Annotated in this window: 18 protein-coding genes; 5 read left to right on the top strand and 13 right to left on the bottom strand. The window is 41.5% G+C overall.

All coding sequences use genetic code 11. The features are described 5' to 3' along the window. Positions 1 to 157: 157 nt before the first annotated feature. The gene (locus ICL16_RS20435) at positions 158 to 1,033 is read right to left on the bottom strand and encodes an aspartoacylase (protein ID WP_190831288.1); all 876 of its coding nucleotides are present in this window, start codon (positions 1,031 to 1,033) and stop codon (positions 158 to 160) included. Next, positions 1,020 to 3,938, bottom strand: a complete 2,919-nt coding sequence (locus ICL16_RS20430) for a HEAT repeat domain-containing protein (protein WP_190831286.1) — start codon at positions 3,936 to 3,938, stop codon at positions 1,020 to 1,022. The genes ICL16_RS20435 and ICL16_RS20430 overlap by 14 nt, the downstream gene beginning before the upstream one ends. Before the next feature lie 244 nt (positions 3,939 to 4,182). Between ICL16_RS20430 and ICL16_RS20425 the strand changes: the two genes are divergently transcribed. From ICL16_RS20425 to ICL16_RS20415, 3 genes are all read left to right on the top strand, one after another. After that, complete coding sequence (locus ICL16_RS20425; RefSeq protein WP_190831276.1) at positions 4,183 to 4,542, top strand: alr0857 family protein; 360 nt, start codon at positions 4,183 to 4,185, stop codon at positions 4,540 to 4,542. 135 nt (positions 4,543 to 4,677) lie between these two features. Further along, entirely contained in the window at positions 4,678 to 6,120 is a 1,443-nt protein-coding gene (locus ICL16_RS20420; RefSeq protein ID WP_190831271.1) for a hypothetical protein, read from the top strand. After that, positions 6,104 to 7,264, top strand: coding sequence for an ARPP-2 domain-containing protein (locus ICL16_RS20415; protein ID WP_190831268.1), 1,161 nt, complete (start codon positions 6,104 to 6,106; stop codon positions 7,262 to 7,264). The genes ICL16_RS20420 and ICL16_RS20415 overlap by 17 nt, the downstream gene beginning before the upstream one ends. 269 nt (positions 7,265 to 7,533) lie before the next feature. Here ICL16_RS20415 and ICL16_RS46865 read toward each other — a convergent pair whose 3' ends face one another. Then, entirely contained in the window at positions 7,534 to 7,656 is a 123-nt protein-coding gene (locus ICL16_RS46865) for a type II toxin-antitoxin system HicB family antitoxin (RefSeq protein WP_273039079.1), read from the bottom strand. A 108-nt stretch (positions 7,657 to 7,764) separates the two neighbouring features. Here ICL16_RS46865 and ICL16_RS20405 point away from each other — a divergent pair, with 108 nt between their 5' ends. Next, positions 7,765 to 8,496: a Uma2 family endonuclease gene (locus ICL16_RS20405; protein WP_190831264.1), complete on the top strand. Its 732-nt coding sequence runs from the start codon at positions 7,765 to 7,767 to the stop codon at positions 8,494 to 8,496. An 82-nt stretch (positions 8,497 to 8,578) separates the two neighbouring features. On the opposite strand, the gene surE is transcribed toward ICL16_RS20405, so the two are convergent. The 8 genes from surE to ICL16_RS20370 all read right to left on the bottom strand — a co-directional run bounded on the left by surE (position 8,579) and on the right by ICL16_RS20370 (position 15,236). Further along, on the bottom strand, positions 8,579 to 9,523 hold the full coding sequence (surE, locus tag ICL16_RS20400; RefSeq protein WP_190831262.1) for a 5'/3'-nucleotidase SurE: 945 nt from the start codon (positions 9,521 to 9,523) through the stop codon (positions 8,579 to 8,581). A 45-nt stretch (positions 9,524 to 9,568) separates the two neighbouring features. After that, positions 9,569 to 11,032: an AAA family ATPase gene (locus tag ICL16_RS20395; RefSeq protein WP_190831260.1), complete on the bottom strand. Its 1,464-nt coding sequence runs from the start codon at positions 11,030 to 11,032 to the stop codon at positions 9,569 to 9,571. A gap of 87 nt (positions 11,033 to 11,119) precedes the next feature. Then, entirely contained in the window at positions 11,120 to 12,337 is a 1,218-nt protein-coding gene (locus ICL16_RS20390; RefSeq protein ID WP_190831258.1) for a flotillin family protein, read from the bottom strand. Between the two features lie 63 nt (positions 12,338 to 12,400). Further along, on the bottom strand, positions 12,401 to 13,771 hold the full coding sequence (locus ICL16_RS20385; protein WP_190831256.1) for a flotillin family protein: 1,371 nt from the start codon (positions 13,769 to 13,771) through the stop codon (positions 12,401 to 12,403). A 40-nt stretch (positions 13,772 to 13,811) separates the two neighbouring features. Then, positions 13,812 to 14,147 carry an NfeD family protein gene (locus ICL16_RS20380; RefSeq protein ID WP_190831254.1) on the bottom strand — a complete coding sequence of 112 codons (336 nt, stop codon included), beginning with the start codon at positions 14,145 to 14,147 and terminating at the stop codon, positions 13,812 to 13,814. Between the two features lie 325 nt (positions 14,148 to 14,472). Next, entirely contained in the window at positions 14,473 to 14,571 is a 99-nt protein-coding gene (locus tag ICL16_RS47760) for a hypothetical protein (protein WP_420485289.1), read from the bottom strand. 35 nt (positions 14,572 to 14,606) lie between these two features. Further along, entirely contained in the window at positions 14,607 to 14,927 is a 321-nt protein-coding gene (locus ICL16_RS20375; protein ID WP_202895634.1) for a DUF7689 domain-containing protein, read from the bottom strand. 6 nt (positions 14,928 to 14,933) lie between these two features. Continuing rightward, positions 14,934 to 15,236: a hypothetical protein gene (locus ICL16_RS20370; RefSeq protein WP_190831252.1), complete on the bottom strand. Its 303-nt coding sequence runs from the start codon at positions 15,234 to 15,236 to the stop codon at positions 14,934 to 14,936. 245 nt (positions 15,237 to 15,481) lie between these two features. Between ICL16_RS20370 and ICL16_RS47330 the strand changes: the two genes are divergently transcribed. Then, positions 15,482 to 15,826 (top strand): macro domain-containing protein, encoded by a 345-nt coding sequence (locus tag ICL16_RS47330; RefSeq protein ID WP_202895633.1) that lies wholly within the window; start codon positions 15,482 to 15,484, stop codon positions 15,824 to 15,826. Here ICL16_RS47330 and ICL16_RS20360 read toward each other — a convergent pair. Further along, positions 15,749 to 17,329, bottom strand: coding sequence for an FAD-dependent oxidoreductase (locus ICL16_RS20360; protein WP_190831250.1), 1,581 nt, complete (start codon positions 17,327 to 17,329; stop codon positions 15,749 to 15,751). The genes ICL16_RS47330 and ICL16_RS20360 overlap by 78 nt on opposite strands. 107 nt (positions 17,330 to 17,436) lie before the next feature. After that, the gene (gene proB / locus ICL16_RS20355) at positions 17,437 to 18,546 is read right to left on the bottom strand and encodes a glutamate 5-kinase (RefSeq protein ID WP_190831248.1); all 1,110 of its coding nucleotides are present in this window, start codon (positions 18,544 to 18,546) and stop codon (positions 17,437 to 17,439) included. Positions 18,547 to 18,548: the final 2 nt, after the last annotated feature.

The following is an 18,548-nucleotide window of genomic DNA, read 5'->3' as shown; positions in this document are numbered from 1 at the left end:
GTGAAATTAAACATAAAATACATGCTTTGTTTGTAGTGAGTGCTTCAGCGCTCAAGGTAAAGGTTTTCAGCGCAAACAGCGCTCACTACAAACTTCTATGTGCAAAATCGGGCATCAAGCAGTTAGGATTAAGAGATAGATTTCTAAATCCTTAGTCTTAAACTGTAAGTTGTTGCTTAGAAGTTAAACACATGGCGACACCCTTCTCATAGTAAGCAGCTTCGTTGATAAAAATTGGATAAACTGTTGATGTGCCTTCGTAAATAATCTCTTTACCATCAAAAGTTAGGAATATAGGATCGCCTGGATTGAGGGGTTGATAATCTTTAAATTGAAGTTGAGGGTGAATCATGGCTTGAATTTCCCCAAACTCATTTCTAGGGTAATCGATCGCACCCACGTACTCAAAGAATTCTACTGTATGATTGGTATCTATAACTATACCTTGGTTGAACTTGGAGAAATAGTCTATAATTGTATAAATAAGCTGCTCAGTTTTTTGAAACAATTCTGCATCCAAAACACCCTGCGCCACAGCACCCACTTCAATCACAAAACCCAATTCGCATAGAGAACGAAGATAACCTCTATTTCCGGGTGGTGTAGAGCAGACTTTTACTAAAGGATTTATATCACTGAGATATGCAGCTAACTTAAGTAAAAAAGGATGCTTGCTCCCCAGAATTATACTCAGCCCCATCTTTGCCGTTGTACTGTGCAAATCAACAATCACATCTACTGGTGGTAAGTCTTGCGGAATAAGCATTTGGTAAATAGCTTTTGCCCGAATATCTTCATAACTAGTAAGCGTCGAATCTTGCAAATCTTGACTGATAAAACTACGATTCAAATCCTTGTCTACGTACCGCCTCCCTTCCGCAAAAGCTTTTGGATTACCCAACAATACTAAAGTTTCAAAGCTATCCCTACTTATCAACTGTGGATACTGCTCAAACTTTTTAATTAAATATACTCCGGTTAACTCATTCCCATGAATTCCACCGACAATCGCCACTCGCTTAATTGTATTCATACGTAATAATTTCACCATGCCAAGCTTGATAAAAATCTAAATAAGTCATCTTTTCAGCACAGTACCAGAGAAGTTTATAGCAGTGACAGAATTTTTCCATCTCAATTTCGCTAACTATATCAGAAAAGCAATCCTTGAGGGATTTAATCAATGCTGGCATCTGTTCATCAAGCATAACTTTTTTCAAATTATCTGCTGTACATTTGCGCACTGATTCACTTTTCGCTGACTTCACCAAATACAATAAAGTACTGAACGCCACTGGATTTCCGGGATATATTGTAGCTAACTTACAAGCCCTACGTCTTTTAGTATCCTCGTCTGAACTTAGTGCAATCCCTTCAATTAAAGCTGTGACTACTCTAGCATTGTTACCTGTATTTTTAATACTTTTTTTCCTAACTGCTTTAGGAAAATACTCTCGTTTAGGTGTCACGAACGAAAAGGCGCTCGCCAAATATGGAGCAATGGTACGTAAGTTTTCTGCTGCTTGTGCTCGCAAAGCATCATTAGTTGTTGATGAAATAATTCTTGACAGTGTAGAAATAGCAATGTCATTTCCCGGAGCAATCTTACCCAAACTATAGGCAGCCTTACGGCGTAAAGCATCCTTCTTCGTTGACTCAATAATCTCGATTAATGCAGCAATTGCTTGTGAGTTACCTCTATCAATCTTACCCAAACTATCTGCAACTTGCCAACGTAAATTTTCATGACGAATACTAGTAACTAGTTCTGCTAATTTAGAAATAGCAAGTTGATTTCCTGGGTCAAATATTTTGCCTAAGCTGTATGCTGCATTCCAGGTATCAAAGTCATTTTGGCTAGTTTTGATAAACTCTTCCAAAGCAGCAATAGCAAATTTGCGCTCAGATTTGAGCAAAGCCACCCGCGCACCCTCGACAATTGGGGGCGGAAATCTCCACCACCTTTGTTGTGCAGAATGGAAATAGCCAAAGCGCCATTTAATCAGTTGTGCTAAGATTTCACTAGTACTAGAACAATCAGCAAACTCAGGAATAGCGATCGCAGCCAGAAAATAAGCTTGATAGCGATAAAATCCACCACAGCCGTCTGAAAAATTAATTAATGCTTGAATAAACTCTTCCTTTTGCGTCTGTGGTATATCTTCCCTTCCCAACCACAACAAAATAACTTCCCGCCATGCAAAGTCAAAAATGCGATGCACCCCATACTCAGAGTTAAGAAAAAAGTGCCAATCGTTAATTGCTAATGCGGCAAAATACTCTTGAAAAGTGGAATGATAAAAAGCATAAACTTTTTCTCCCTCAGTTTCTGATATCCCTACTTGATTTAACCAACCAAGCTGGAGTGCGAGTTGAAATAAACCTTCATCAGGCGCACCTAATACTTGACAAATAAAGCGATGTTTGAGGCGGAACTTAGTTTTTTCTTGAGCAAATGCCTGCAAAGCTAATTCCCCCAGTGCCTGATTAAGCTGCTGTCTCTGGGCATAAGTTGTGGGAAAGTATTCTTGCTTCCACTGGTAAATAACTTCCACAAATTGTTCATATAGCATCGCCTTGGTTTTCGGCAATCCTCGCTCCACACCCCAAGTGCGACATAACAGTGCCAAACGTAATGGATTTCTTACCGCATCCTTAATTCGTCCCCGCCCTGGTTGCTCTAACTCAGCCCGCAAACTCACAGCCAACTCAGGATGCGCCTTAAACCAATGGCGAATGAATAACCCTACTTGATCTGGCGTTTGAGTATCTCCGTAAGTAAAATGTAGATTGCGGTAAGTCTCGAAAGCTTCCAAAGCATTTTTGCCCGCATCCCAGACATTTAGCCGACAAGTCAGCACTACTGTCGCATCTGCTATCCAACCAGTAAGAAAACTAGCAATCTTTGTCAAAGCGTGAGTTGATTCCATCGCCATTTCATCTACAGCATCAAGCAGCAACCAAACTCGTCCTTGATTAAATTGTGTACAAAAATCTTCTGCCACCTCAGGTGTCACATGTAACTTGCGTGTTGCTGCCCTCAACCAATCTTCAATTAAATACTGCTCCAAAGTCTTACCTTGTAAGTCTGCCAGAGAAATCCAAATCGGCAAATCCTGAGTATTATTCAGTAGCCATGCAGTAATTTTTTGTAACAGTGTAGTTTTGCCGGCACCTGGTTCTCCGACAATAGCAATACGTTTACAGTTCCTTTGCCGCAGCACAATTTCTAAAAACTCATCAGGAGAAATTTGAGTCACTTCGGTATCAACTGCATATAAACGCGAACCTTCAACCGGGGAAACATCATCATTCAAGCGCTCGCGCTGCTTACGCTCCACCAACCCCAAAGGCACATAAACCTCATCAAACTCAAATGCACATCCATCCACACTTGTCAAGGGATTAGTAGTTAATCGGCGCTGATTTTGCATCTCCAAAGTGGTACGACAAACTTCTCGCCAATCTAGAAGTGGAGGTAGGGGAGTAGTCGCCCCCACTCCTAGTGCAACCTGCTTAGATTTCTCTGGGCGACGACTTTCCCATTCCAAATCAAACTGTTGTAAATTAGCTTGTGTATTGTGGCGATCGCACCAAAGATGAAGCGTAAAATGCCAAGTTTCCGAACCACCGCGAGTAGGGCGATTATCCTCTAAAATAGCCAGAAAATCTGTAAACCGTTTGAGAGCTTCTTTAACTTGCTCTGCACTCAAAGGACTTTCACCAGACTGCAAACCAGTCAAAACCTGCAAAAACCTCACCTTCGTCTTCACAATCAACCGACGAGGAAATTGCCAACGAGTTTGTATCCCAGAGCGCAGACTCTCCAAAGCCGCTTCATCACAACATTCTAGCTCATCATTAGCATAAGCCAGCAGAGAAGCCAACAACCGCCCTGCTCGCCTTTTTGCTTCTGGTCCGTAACTTGGTCTTGCCATACACAATCTTAGGGGAATCCCCTAGTGAAAGCAACCTCCCCTAAGTTTATAACCTAGATTTGACAAGGTTGGACACTATGAACCATAATGCCTTGCCTGGGGGAAGTTCATCACAATACTCTGTAGACATGAAAGTTGTTCGCGGGACTATGGTGCGACTTCCGAACCACTCTGTTACAGTGCCTAACGCAGTCGCGCCGCCATTCCCCGAACAGCTTTCTCCTCAAAATTGTGGTAAATTAATATGTTAAAACTCACTTACATAGAAAACAACTTTAAACTAGAGTATCTCAATGAATCTTTAGAAACTTGGGTAAACACAAGAGTAATCTTAGCATTGCAAACTGCTCAACATATTCATCTTATATCCGGCACAGCTTCTTTTCTCATCACATCCAATCCCTACTTGATGAAGTTAGAAAAAGCCGATCATAGAATTGAAATCTGCCCATGTGATGCTGAGTTTGTAGAAGTAACTCTTAAAGGTTTATGGTTGACATCAAATGCGGGAAGTGAGACAGGAGTTTTCGTAACAGTGTTGAGTGAGTCTGTTGAGTTTTTGTTGCATGAATTGTCTCAAAGTCAGCAATTTTGTCAGGTTTGAGTGTTTGGATAGGAAAGAGATGAAAATAAACCGCGAAGGCACGAAGAACACGAAGGAAGAAAAAAGAGAGTAAATTCTTGGTTTTTCTTCGCTTCGCGCTCTTCGCGTCTTCGCGGTTCATTAAAAGGAAATTTTATGACTACTAACTTAAATAATCGTGTTGAGCAGGTGGCACGAGAAGATTTGGTAATGTTTATTAATGCTGGTCTTGCTTGCACTGGGCAGAAAGAGTTTTATGATGATGCTTATGGGCAGCGAGTATCGATTGATTTTTTACACGATTATATTCTGGGTAATTATCGGTTGTTATATGCGCGGACTTTGGCGGCTGGGATCAATCATTTTAATCAAGCACAGATTATTTTGAAGTTGTTAGCAACGGGAAAGGATTGTGTTGAACATCGTCAAGAAGAGGGGGCGTTGATTGCTGCTGCTTTGAGACAGTTACCACCACAACGTGCTTGGAAGGTTTTGGAGCAGTGTAAGAGATTGCGGATTAATAATCGTCGCAGTCGTGCCATTGCTCGTGACTATCTTGAGCAACGTCAAAATCTCAGTTTTGATGCGGTGAAGTATCGGGGGAAGGTGAGGGCAATTGCTTGTCATGCTCATCTTAAACTTCAAGGGGAACTTGGTACTTTTTTGTTTGAATCTTGGAAGCAACGGTGTTTTTCTACTCCGTTGTTTGAGCAGTTTCGTCAAGCTCACTATAGTGCTGATGCTGTTTATAGTTTACCTTTTACTATTGCCGAGGGTTTGGCGGCAAAACACAATATTCCTCGCGATGTGTTTTTGTCGCGTATTCAGGAAAAGATGACTTTGACTGAGAAGTTGCGTTTTCAAGGAGCTGCGGCTACTGAGAAGGTAGACATTGATTTGGATTTAAGTCGTCTTTCTCTGACTCGTCTAGCATTGTATATCCTTTCTTTATCTGTGGAAACCCGACAAAAAGATTGGCATGTTTTGAACCAGGCGTTGGAGAAATCATCGCGATCAGCGTTAAAAAAAGCACCTTTAAAACTGGGACGGGTAGCGGCTGTGTTGGATTGCAGTTATTCTAGTTCTGGCTCTACTGAAAAGCGTCGTCGTCCTTTAGCTGTAGCTTTTGCTACTCACTATTTGTTGAAAGCCGCAAGTAAAGATTACCGTGCTTTTTGGACGGTTCCGGTTGAGGATACTTTACTAGTACGTCCTTATGGACAAACTAACCTTGCTACACCCTTGCTTGCAGCCTTGGCATCTGATCCAGAACTGGTTGTAATTGTATCAGATGGTTGTGACAATGACCCACCCAACGGTTCAGCAGAAATCCTGCGGGTATTTCGCTCTAAGTTAGATCCCAATCGACGTACTTCTATTGTCCACTGTAATCCTGTATTCAATTCTGAGGATTTTTCCTTGCGTCCCCTCAGTCCCTATGTTCCCACTGTTGGGCTGCGCGATGCAGAAGATTTACCCACTATGCTTGGTTTTGCCCGTTTTGCTGATGGTTCTGCACCTTTGGCTGAATTAGAAGCTTATCTGGCGGAGCGTGTGCAACTAATGTTGGGGGATATGATAAATGGCACAAAAAACTAATTTATTATCTGATATATCATTGAAAGGATTGGTAATTGCTCCATCGCAAGTATGGGGTGCAGTCCGTATTGTACCGCTACTGCGTCGAAATGTGCGTGGTGACTTGCGCCTACTACGTCGTTCTTATAACGCAGATATGACTGTTGTCTCTTTATCCGGGGAGATGAATTACATTTCTTATGTTCCTCACGGGTTAGTCATGTCTTGGACTCATGATGGTAATCCAGTGGCTGCTTTTGGGGGACAAATGATGAAGTCTGATGGTAAGCATCTTGGCTGTGGTTGTGTGCAGTTATTGCATCGTATGGTAAAGCGAGAGTCAAGTAATCAATTGCGGTTTTTACCTTTGCATTTGGCGATGGAAGGTTTCCTCTCTCTGTTTTTCTCTGGTCCTACTATTGCTTGGAGTGAGTATTCTCAGTATGCTATTTCTCATGGGCTAGGTTGCCGTTATGAAACTTCTGTTAGTGGTCGTTATATTGCTGGATTAGAAGAGGCTTTGCGGGTTTTTGAGATTCATCCAACACAGGTTGGTGTGTTGGTATTTGTTGGGGAAGCACTTGCATCGGCTTTTGTGGTTCCTACTCCTGAGGATTATCGACTTTTACATACTAGTTTGATTGAAGATTTTTACGGTGAGTTATTGTATCAGTACGGGTTGCTTTACGATACTACTTTGCCTATGGATGTATCTGTGGATGAGTCAAAGGTTCATGATTTGGCTTCTTTAAGAAGAGAAGTAGGTAAAATGCGTTCTGATTGGGCTTGTTTTCAAGGTTTTATGGCGAATGGACTTTTAGGACGCTCTTTGCAATCTAAGATAGTTTACTCGGCTGAACCTTTCTATTTGCAACGGTTTATCACGAATTTGCAACTCAAAGATGAAAATCATATTGGGGAGGCGATCGCACGAGATAATGGAGAGTTGGAGTATCTCAAAACTTACCGTTTATCTGCTGCACAGACTAGGCGTGTTTACTTACTGAGTAAGTTAGCAGAACATCATTGGAATTTAGATGCTACTGCTAAGGCACTGGGTAACACTAGTGAAGAGTTTGTCTACCGAATGGAAAATGCTGGGTTCGGCTATTTACTTAATCAACGAGTACGTGACGCAGCACGGAAGAAGGCACGCAAGCGTTGAAAGGGAAAGGGAATTTATTGCATTGCTAATATTTTTTCATTTGCCTCATTCAATACAGATAAAATATATTGGTTTAGGCTAACTCCTTCCCTGTCCGCTACTTCCACTAAAGACTTGCGTAGAGATTTAGGTATTTGTAGTAGCAACTCAAAAGTGTCATCATTTTCTATACTTGGTAGAGGAATTTTGCCTCCTGTTTCATAAACAGTTTCAATCCAAAGTTCGCGTGCTTCAGCTATATTATCTATAGTCTCTTCTAAGGTTTCGCCTTAAGTCAGACATCCTGGCAAATCTTTTATCTCAGCAACGTACCCCCCTTCTTCAGTATCAGGGTAAAGAGTAATTGGATAGTTTAAATTGAGGTAATAATCTAACGTACGTTCAGCTACCATTTTCTCTGTTTTCCTGTTCCTTATATCATTGATTTGCAACTCAAAGATGAGAATCATCTTGAGGAAGCGATGTTAAGCTAAATTTATCGCACTATAAAACTTGCTGTTATGTCGGTTGCCCAAGATTTAGAAACCTCAAAAGATGTTATCTTTCCACCTAGTAATTTATACAGTAATGAACCGCCATTTGATAGCGACTTACATATGTGGCAGATGATTGTGCTGATGCAGAGCTTGGAATGGTTGTGGCATGACCGCAATGACTTTTATGCTATTGGCAATCTCACAATCTACTACAGCCTACATCAGCCTACATCAAGAGACTTTCGCGGACCAGATTTTTTTGTCGTACTGGGAACCCAGCGTAAAATTCGTAACAGTTGGGTGGTATGGCATGAAGGAGGCAAGTACCCGAATGTAATTGTGGAAATTCTCTCAGATAGTACCGCTAAAACTGATAAGGGATTAAAAAAGGAAATATATCAAGATACTTTCCGTACACCAAATTACTTCTGGTACGATCCAAAAACTTTGGAATTTGCCGGATTTATTTTAATTGGTGGTAGTTATCAACCGATAGAACCTAATCAGCAAGGTTGGTTGTGGAGTCAGCAGCTTGATTTATATCTGGGAATACATGAAACTAAGTTACGTTTTTTTACGAGCGATGGACAACTAGTTCCCACACTTCAAGAAGTTGCTCAAATAGAGACACAACGTGCTGAACAAGAAAAGCAACGTGCTGAACAAGAAAAGCAACGTGCTGAACAAGAGAAGCAACGTGCCGATCGCTTAGCTGAAAAACTGCGAGAATTAAATATTGACCTTGATACTTTTTAGAGTCACGCTTCTATATTATCCGTAGTAAGCGCTTCAGCGCTGAAGCGCTTACTACAAGCCTTTAATTTTTTCGCCGACTTACTTACGGCAGTAAATTCTGTACAGGTAAGCGATCGCTTATGCGAGCGCGAACCCCATCACTTGCACTCCAGTCACCATCAATTGGTGTGATGGTGGTAAAACCTGATACAAATTGTTCTCCTTCCGATCTTGGATTAGGAGTTCTATCGGATGGAAGACTCACAGGTAAAATCTGCAAGCCAACTCCTCCACCGGGTAATTCTCCAAAGGTGAAATCTAGTGGAGTGAATTGCTCTAGTCTAGTAAAGGCAATTCCTTTGCTCCCATTTACGGGAACGTTGATACTCAAACCTACACCGTTAGGTAAAAGCTTTGCGTTCTTTTTCTTAGTTGCTTCTAGTTGTGCAATCACTCTGACGATAAAATCAGAAGTAGGTTTGTATGCAGCGATCGTACTAGGGAAGCCAGTGGAACTTTCTGCTAAGTTAACTCCCAAACTCACAGCGATTGCCGGAACACCCCGATTGATAGCTGCCACTGCTGCACTAACTGTACCAGAAGAAACTGCCGTCCGTCCAATGTTTTCCCCTGGGTTAATCCCAGAAATTACCAAGTCAGGGGGATTGTCCCGCAGGATGTAATTCAATCCTGCTACTACTGTCACAGTTGGCGTACCATCTACGTACCATTTATTAGTATCATAGTTTACTACTTCCAATGGTTGATTAATCCGATCTGTATTGATAGAGGTTCCTCTACCACTTTGATCGGTTTTAGGCGCAACAATCGTCACATCATGTCCCGCTTCTTTGAGGGTATCAAACAAAACAGGAAGTCCGCCTCGATCATACCCATCATCATTAACCAGCATGATTTTGAGCGCAAGTGCGCTATTATGAAAGACCAGCACTAAGCAGGCTGTCACCAAAGTTCTGAAAATTTGTTTGAAATAAAAAGTATTCAGCAACGGTAGATCCTCTGAAGGTGAAGTTTGAGAGTCAAACACTATACATTCATCACTTCACCTTACAATTTATTGATTAAATGGTTTTTAAGAACCTGTTAAATCAGAAACTACCAAATCCTCTGCTTTAATTAAAGAAATTGCTAAGTCATCCATTTGCTCAAGACAATTTGCGATTCTGTTTGCCTGTTTTTCAATTGTTAATTCAAACATAGTCCGAGCAAATCGCCCATTCCCAAAATTTTTATCCCGATGAGCATAAGCATTTTCAAAAATTCTTTGCACAGCTATCCGTGCAGAAATATCCAAAGTATATCCATAGTCATAACAGAATTTTCCAAAAATTAAAACTAGTTCATTTGGTGTATAGTCATCAAAGTAAAACAATCGACTAAAGCGAGATTGTAAACCCGGATTTGAAGTCATGAAATATTCCATTTCCTCAGGATAGCCTGCGACAATCACAGCTAATTGATCGCGGTGATCCTCCATACGTTTGAGTAAAGCTTGTACTGCTTCATGACCAAAATCGCTAGAAGAGCCATCTTTTGGTACAAGGGCATAAGCTTCATCGATAAACAGTACACCCTCTAAGGATTGCTTGACTGCATCAGCTACACGCAAAGCTGTTTGTCCGATATAACCACCAACAATGCCAGCGCGATCGGTTTCCACCACATGTCCATGCTGGAGGCGACCAAGTTGTTTGTACAAGCGACCTACTAATCGCGCTATAGTAGTCTTACCTGTACCTGGTGGACCAGACAAAACGAGGTGTAGTGATGTATCTACTGTTTTGAGTCCTCGCGTCTTGCGTTCAGTTTGTACTTTCAAGAAATTTGCCAAAGAGAACAATTGCTGCTTAGTCTGTTCAAGTCCAACCAAAGATTTTAAATCAGCAAATACTTTTTCTAAGGTATCATCAACAGGCGGCTCATGTTGAACAAAAGATGATTTTGTGGCATCATCACTATTACCTAGACGGGTGCTTTCCACACTAGAACCACTAATAACCAAACTGTGTACTTTAATTTTTGTGTTGTCGTAGATAATAAAGCCAAACTTTTGACCAGATACTTGTGTCATAGTATCGGCACAAAGTTTTTCGACAAGAAAACTATTAATGTAAAACTCTATATTCTTCCCATCGCGGCGAATTTCCAGCACATTCATAGTGTTGGTGCGGCGAATTTCATAACAGCGTTTCCAGGCAATATGCTCTTTGAAACTACCATTTTCATGTTGCGCAATTTGGTAGTATCCGCTGTCAGTAATCACAAATTCAAAGAAGTTTTTGTTATCGGCTAGTCCCCAGATAAAACCATATCCATGATTTAATACACCAGTAACTTTCTCTAAGACAACATGAATATGAAATTCAGGTTTGTCATAGAAGAAATCGGCAGATTGCCACGTTAGCCACGAACCGTTACCGGGGCGTTTGTGTTCAAATATATAGTAATTAGCCTCCAGGCAGAGGCTGCATTCATTACTATCTTTTGTTAGCCAGTTGTGGCGATTGTCTTGAAAATATTCTTCAAAAATTAACATAGTTTAATAATAATAAAAAATTTGAACCACAGATGGACACAGATAAACACAGATAAAATATCGGTGTGCATCTGTGTTTATCTGTGGTTAATTACCTACCAACTTCTTGACATCTACACCAGTAGTTTGATGTAACTGCTCAAAGAATGAAGCCATTTTTGTGACGTTGTTGCCATTGGTAGCATCAATCACAGTTAAGTTTTCTACTTCAACAGTAGGTACTCCTGCTGCCATAATTTCTAAAAGTGGTTCTAGTTTCTGGAAAATGAAGATTTCTCTTGCTGAAGCACCCGCAGCTTTCCATGACTCAGCTAAGCGCTGTGTACCTGCGGCTTGTGCTTTGCCGTCTTCTACAATTTTAGCAGCATCTCCCTTGGCAAGTGCGATCGCTTTTTGGCATTCTGCTTCTGCTGGTGCTACCACATCTGCCTGTAACTGCTGTTCCACTTGCTTAATCCGCTCAGTTTGCACTGCCACCTCAGCTTGTACTCGCGCTACTTCTGCTCCCACCACTGCTTCTACTTCAGCTATCATCGCTGTTCTCTTAGTTAATGCATCTCTAACTCTGCGTTCGGCTTCTGCTTTAGCAACTTCCAAATCTCGCGCTATTCTTCTGAGTTCTGTAATCCGCTGATTTTCTGATGCCTTGATTGTCGCCTCAGCTTGGGCGTGGGCTTCTGCTGAACGGGCATCGCGCAACAATTCCGCCTGCTGTTTGCGTCCAATTGAATTTAGGTAACGAACCTCATCAGAGATATTCTTAATTTGTAAGGTATCGAGTACTAATCCCAATTTTTCCAAGTCGTCTTCAGCTTCTTCCAGCAAAGTTTTAGCGAAGGCAATTTTATCTTCGTTCACCTGTTCTGGTGTCAAACTAGCTAGTACCCCCCGCAGATTTCCCTCTAAAGTTTCTTTTGCCAATTGTTCGATGTCCTTACGACTTTTACCTAAAAGACGTTCGATCGCATTATGAATTGTCGGTTCTTCTCCTGCAATCTTAATATTAGCCACGCCTTCCACTGTCAAGGGAATCCCGCCTTTAGAGTATGCATTTGATACCCGTAATTCAATAATCATGTTAGTCAGTTCCATGCGGAAGGTACGCTCTAAAAGAGGAACCTGTATACTGCTACCACCTTTAACCAAGCGGTATCCTACAGCACGTCCATCAGCAAGTGGGGTACGATTACCGGCAAAGATTAACACCTCACTGGGTTGACATATGTAGTATAAATTACGAATAACCCAAAATGCAGCCCCAGTACCAGCACCAAAAATTCCTAATAGTAATGCAATGATTTCCATAAATTTTATCCTTTTAAAAGAGATAGGAATCGTAGAGACGCCCCGGTGGGGCGTCTTTACAGGTTATGAAGAAACCGGGTTTCGAGAACTAAGAGTCCCAGCAACATTAATACCAAGAGTGCGATTGACATTTTCCAGGAACTGAATCATTATTTCTGGATAGACGTTAACTAAACTTGCCAAAGATTGACCATCGCCGTTGTCAATCACGTTCACTTTATCAAGTTGAATTCGTTTGGGAATTTGCACAGCTTGTTGGAGTACCATTTCAATTTGCTGAATTAAGAACAATTCAGAAGCATCAGATCCTGTTTGTTGCCACACTTGAGAAAGGATGTCATTGACTAATGCAGCGGCTTTGGCTGTTTCTTCGAGTTGAGCCGCTTGCCCTCTGGCGCGAAGTTCTTGTGCTTGTTGTTGAGCCTGTGCTGGTAGTACTTCATCTGCTTCTAGGCGCAAGCGTTCTAACTCGGAGCGCAGTGTTTGTAGTAGTTGTTCAGCTTTTGCTTTCTTTTCTTTGGCGGCTGCTTTAGTAATTTCTTCTTCGGAACGCGCTTTTTGTTCTAGCTTTGCCTTGATTTTGCGCAGTTCGTTTTCTTGTTCGAGTACGATAATTCGATCTTGGGTTTTGGCAACAGAAGCTTGTTCTTCACATTGAGCTTCTATTTGTTCTGCTATGGCTAGAGCATTACTTTCGGCAATTTCTGCGTCGCGAATAATTACGGCAATTTGCTTGCGTCCTAAGGATTTGAGATAGTCTACATCGTCAGAAACACTTTGGATTTTCAGGGTGTCTAGTTGTAGTCCTAGTTTGGTAAGATCGCGGCTGACATCAGAAGCAATGCGTTCGGCAAAGCTGAGGCGATCTTCATTGAGTTCTTCAGGTGTGAGGGTGGCAACAACACCCCGGAGGTAACCTTCTAAGGTTTCGCGGGCGACACGAGCAAGTTCTGAGCGATCGCTATTCAGAAATCTTTCAATCGCATTTCCCACAACGTTTGGATCGGTAGAAATTTTGACATTGGCGATCGCCTGAATATTCAAGGGCGTTCCTCCTTTCGCATAGGCGTTGCGCACTTCCACACGTACTGGCATTGTTGTAACATCCATGCGCATGACTGTCTCAACGATGGGAATACGAATGGCTCTCCCTCCTGCTAACACTCGGTAGCCTACTTCTTGCCCATCTTGGGTGCGTCGTTTGCGCCCTGAGATAATCAGGAGTTCGTTAGGTGAGCAAACGCACAGAAAGGATTTGAGAAACCACACGAATAAGAAAACACCAAATATCGACAGGGCAATGGGAATGCTAGTAAAAAGTAGCCCTTCAATGTTGTTTTTCTCGTTAGTGTTGGGCAAAATTGGCGAGGTTTGAGCTAGTTGTACTACGACAACATCATGTTCAAAGAAAGATTTAAATTGCGGTTGAGTCATACTTGTTTGTTAGTTACACAGTAATTTAATGCCTTTCTTGTTAAGGTATTTCACAGGTTTCAGATACAACCCATACCTTATTTCCCTTCATGTCTATAATTAATACGCGATCGCCTGTCCTAAATTCTCTGTTGTCGTCGGTAAAAGCGACGAAATCAATCAAAGAACCTTTAATATGAACGCGCACCTTTCCTTGACTGCTGCGATCAAAAGGAATTTCCACAGTGCCAAAACGACCGACTACATGATTGGTGCGTACTAAACTATCTACAACTTGATTTCGCCGTTGGATGTAAATTAACCACACCACCAACACACCACAAAAAAGACCAACGGTAATGGATATACCAGCAATTATCAAGATTGAATTGTTCACCGCCTCCCCTCTTGTTACTAATACTCCTCAATCTAGGTTTACCGCAATCAAACCCCCCGGCTTACGCCGTCCCCCTTGCGAAGGGGGGACTACAGGGGGGTTTTAACAATGTGTATCTTCATAAAGAATTGGTATAGGGCTTAATTGTCTATCTATTTGTTCTTCAGTTTTTATGTAAGAATTTACCAATAACGTTACAAATCTTTACATTAAGAACGTTCCCACACCTCAAGAAGTTGCCCAAAAAGGAAAGCAAAGTGGCGATCGCTTAGCAGAGAAGCTGCGAGAATTAAATATTGACCCTGATACTTTGTAGAGTCTACGCTTACTTATCAATAGGTCTTTTTAATACCAGTGCTACTGCTCCGTAGTAAAAGCCCCTCAATCCATCAAGTTCATGTTCTATGTCCTCAAGGTTGCCCAGCTTACTAGTCCATCTGCCATTCGGTAACTGCCTAGCTACGTGAGTCTGTAACCATTTAGTTCCCCTAAAGGCTTGGTATATATTGCAACTTTTTGAAATCCCGGCTCCAATTCAACACTGTCGCAAAGCATATACCCAAGAGTTTGATATACCTGAATAAAAGCATTTAATGTTAATTCCCTCGGTACTTCAGAGGGCCAATACGTATCTGGATCTGTAGGGTCCCACCAGCTGTCGTCTGACTCTGCACTCCATGCAATGCAGTTGTAATCCGGTGTTGCAGAACTAGTGATTTGATAAGAACTAGGAGATAAGTTTGGGCAATAAGTTGCAATCCAAGAATCTATTCTCGACACTTCATTTTACCATTTATACCCGCGTTCTTTCCCCCACTGGAGCCAAGCTGCTGCCATTTGTTTGATTTTTCCACGCTGTTCTGGTAGTACAGGATTTTCACCCGTAATAGCTCTTAGTGCTGCAAACCAATGATTTGGTCTAGTCTCCAGTTCTTTCAATATCAAAGGTATGGCTGCATGTCCCATTTCTATAATCTGCTGATATGCACTATGACTTGTTTTTTCACCAACAAACGATGAACCATTCACTTCTAATTCCCACATAGCAGCTAATTCCTCAAATTTCTGAGCTATATCTGTTTTTAGCATAGTTATCTTAACGCAGTGCTTTTAAAGTCTATTTTAAAACAACTACCGCCGATGCAATCTTGTTCCAGCCAGTGAGGCGTTTTTTCAACATTTAGTTACAAAATTTTACATTTATTTACCAATAAGTAGTTTTAATACCCGTGCTACTGGTCTGTAGTAGAGCGCATTCTGATAAAATTTTATTGAGAAAGAGCGATCGCACTGCTTCTAAGCAGGTAGCATAGTAATGCAAAGGAAAATATTGGGTGGACGCTATCAGTTATGACTTCCGACAGCGTTATCAATCAGCGGATGAAGCGTTAAAAAACCTCAAGTCTAAGGCGTTAGGAACCTTTACAGCGATTAGCCAAAGCTACATCAGCAGTAGAATAGCGGTGATCGAAGGTGATATTACTGAACAAAAGGTGGATGCGATCGTCAACCCCACCGATGAATGGTTTTCGGGTGCGGGTTATGTAGATCGTGCCATTCATCGGGCGGCTGGTTCTCAGCTAACAGAAGTATGTGATAAGTTAAAAAAAGGCTGGAGCAATGGTCAAGCCCAAATTACCAATGGCTATAATCTTCCAACACGATGGGTACATATTTAATACTAAAGCCAACGACCCGCAAAGGAGTATTAGACCGAGTATATAAAGGGTTTTAGTGGTGTGCTTAGCCCGATCCCAAATTTGCTGATAGGAAAGTTGATGATTCTGGATGAGAAAGAATGCAGGAGGATGAAATATGAATGGCAGTAACCGACTCAGTACAAGTCGCATCAAAAAGTTCGCATACCACAGCAATTTGCCAAGAGAGTTTTGATTATACTGCCAGGGATAAGCAGTTTGGGCAAGGTAGACCAAGGCTTTTGTATCAGGTAACCGCAAAGATTCGTATAAAGGTAAAGCACGCCAGAACTCGTCGTTAGTTTGAGAAAGTGCCTCATTTAAAATGCATACATCCTCCAATGCTGAATTTACCCCTTGTCCGATATCTGGAGGAAAACAATGAATAGTATCTCCTAAAAGTACAATTCCAGGTGCTGAAGATAATGGTGTCTCAAGACATGTTTGTTCTTGGCTTAACAAGAAGTGCAATCCAGAACAGTACTGGGGAATGGGGAAGTAACCGCCTTCACTTTTAGCAAATCTTTCAGCTTCTTCAAACGATACTATTTGACGTACAGGCAATTGTGGGAACGCTTTCTCAAAAAAATTGTACAGTTCCTCAGTGTTTTTCAATTCCCATATCTGGTGGTCTGAGTATTTAATAATATTTGCAGAACGGGGTTCTTCTGGGTTTTTAATTGGTAATATACCAAGAGAAACAGAACGCTTGCGACCTTGCAAACTCCCACGAATTGCGTATGCCATAGTACTCAGGGCATGTTCTTTGCCACTATGATCCAAAGGAAACTTTGGTGGCAGAGTTAACACTTTATATCTTAGACACGAACTAGGCGAGGGAAAAAGCTTCATCTCAAATTTGTCTGATGTAGATTTATGCCAATCTTTTAAAGTGTTGCGGACGATGGAGTTAAGACCATCACAACCAATCAAAAGATTGGGTTCAAATGTGATAACACTTTCGTTCTCTGTACGGACAATAACTTCTAACTTTTCCTGCTTGAGATTATTTATACCTTTTTTGTTAATTTGCATACACTTTGCATTGAACAAGACGTTGATGCAGTCTTGCCAATTTTGTTCAATTTCTTGGTATAACAAAAGTACAAATGCTCTGCGTGGCAGCCAATAAGCAGTCTTCCGGTTGGGATTTACAGTAGGCAATTTAGATGTTTTGCGACTGCCAGTTGGTTTAATTTGCGTTAAGTAAAATTCCGTACTTGGAACGCTAATTTTTGATAACCGCTCCGTAAGCCCAATAAAGTCCGTAAATTTTTGACCTCGACCATCAATTTGATAACTGAAGGACTTGTCAGGTTCATAGTAATCAGCAGTGGCACGTTGTTCTAAAACTGTAATATTTGTCCAACCACGTTTAACCAACATTAATGCGGTGGCAAGTCCAGCAGGTCCCCCGCCAACAATCAATACATTTTGGCGAAAATTATTATTTTCCTTTTGTGCTAACGATTCTTGATCTACCATAATGCAATACGGATTGGCTAGAAGTGTGATGAATAATGCGAAAGTTATCTACAATCCTTGTATGAACGATGAGGGAACGTCTCTACATTGTTTATTGAATGTGTCTATCAGGTAATTGCCAAGTTATCGCGATGAACTACAGTTTCTGCACCTTCATAACCTAAAATTTGGGTAATTTCGCGGGAATGGCGTCCGCTAATTTTTTGCAGTTCGGTGCTGTTGTAGTTAACAAGTCCTCTGCCAATTTCATTACCGGTGTTGTCACATAATTGTACGGCGGTTTGGTTGTCAAATTCTCCTTCTACTTTAATAATACCTGCGGCTAACAAAGATTTACCAGCTTGAGAAATTGCTACCACGGCTCCTTCATCTAGATACAATTTCCCAGCGGGAATCAAACCGTAAGCTATCCATCGTTTACGGGCAGAAGTTGGTTCTGGGTGAGGTTCAAAGTGAGTACCAATTAGTTCACCTTGGATAATTTTTAATATATTGCCAGGATATTTTCCTTCTGTAATTACTGTACGCACTCCAGCAGCGATCGCAATCCTTGCCGCAGAGATTTTCGTAGCCATGCCCCCAGTACCCCATTGAGAACCGGACGAACCTGTTTGCACTTGTAGTTGAGTTAATTCCTTAATGCTACTAACTAAAGCAATCGGCTGGGCATTAGGAAAAGAGCGGGGATCGGCAGAGTACAACCGATCTACATCAGTAAGTAAAAACAACCAATTTGCTTGCACCAAACTAGCTACCAAAGCAGAAAGAGTATCATTGTCGCCAAACTTCAATTCTTCCACAGCGACTGTATCATTTTCATTCACTACCGGAATTACTCCTAATTCCAGTAACTCTTTAAAAGTGTTGTACACATTAAGGTAGCGACTGCGCTCCACCAAATCGGTACGAGTAAGTAAAACTTGGGCTATTGGTTGTTGTAGAGTAGTAAACAAATCGTCATAAACCCGCATTAACCTACCTTGCCCGACTGCGGCAACTGCTTGTTTAAGAGCGATCGCTTTAGGACGCTCTGTTAAACCCAAACGCGCACAACCCACACCCACAGCGCCAGAAGAAACCAAAATTACCCGATTTCCCCCTTGCCGTAAATACGACAGTGTTTCTACCAAAGTAGCAATAGTAGAAAGTGCTAACTGACCAGTTTGTGGTTGAGTCAGACTAGACGTACCAATTTTAACAACAATTGTTTGAGGCATCT

This window comes from Iningainema tapete BLCC-T55 (assembly GCF_014698965.1).
Classification (GTDB): domain Bacteria; phylum Cyanobacteriota; class Cyanobacteriia; order Cyanobacteriales; family Nostocaceae; genus Iningainema; species Iningainema tapete.
This window is presented reverse-complemented; position numbering and strand designations above follow the sequence as displayed.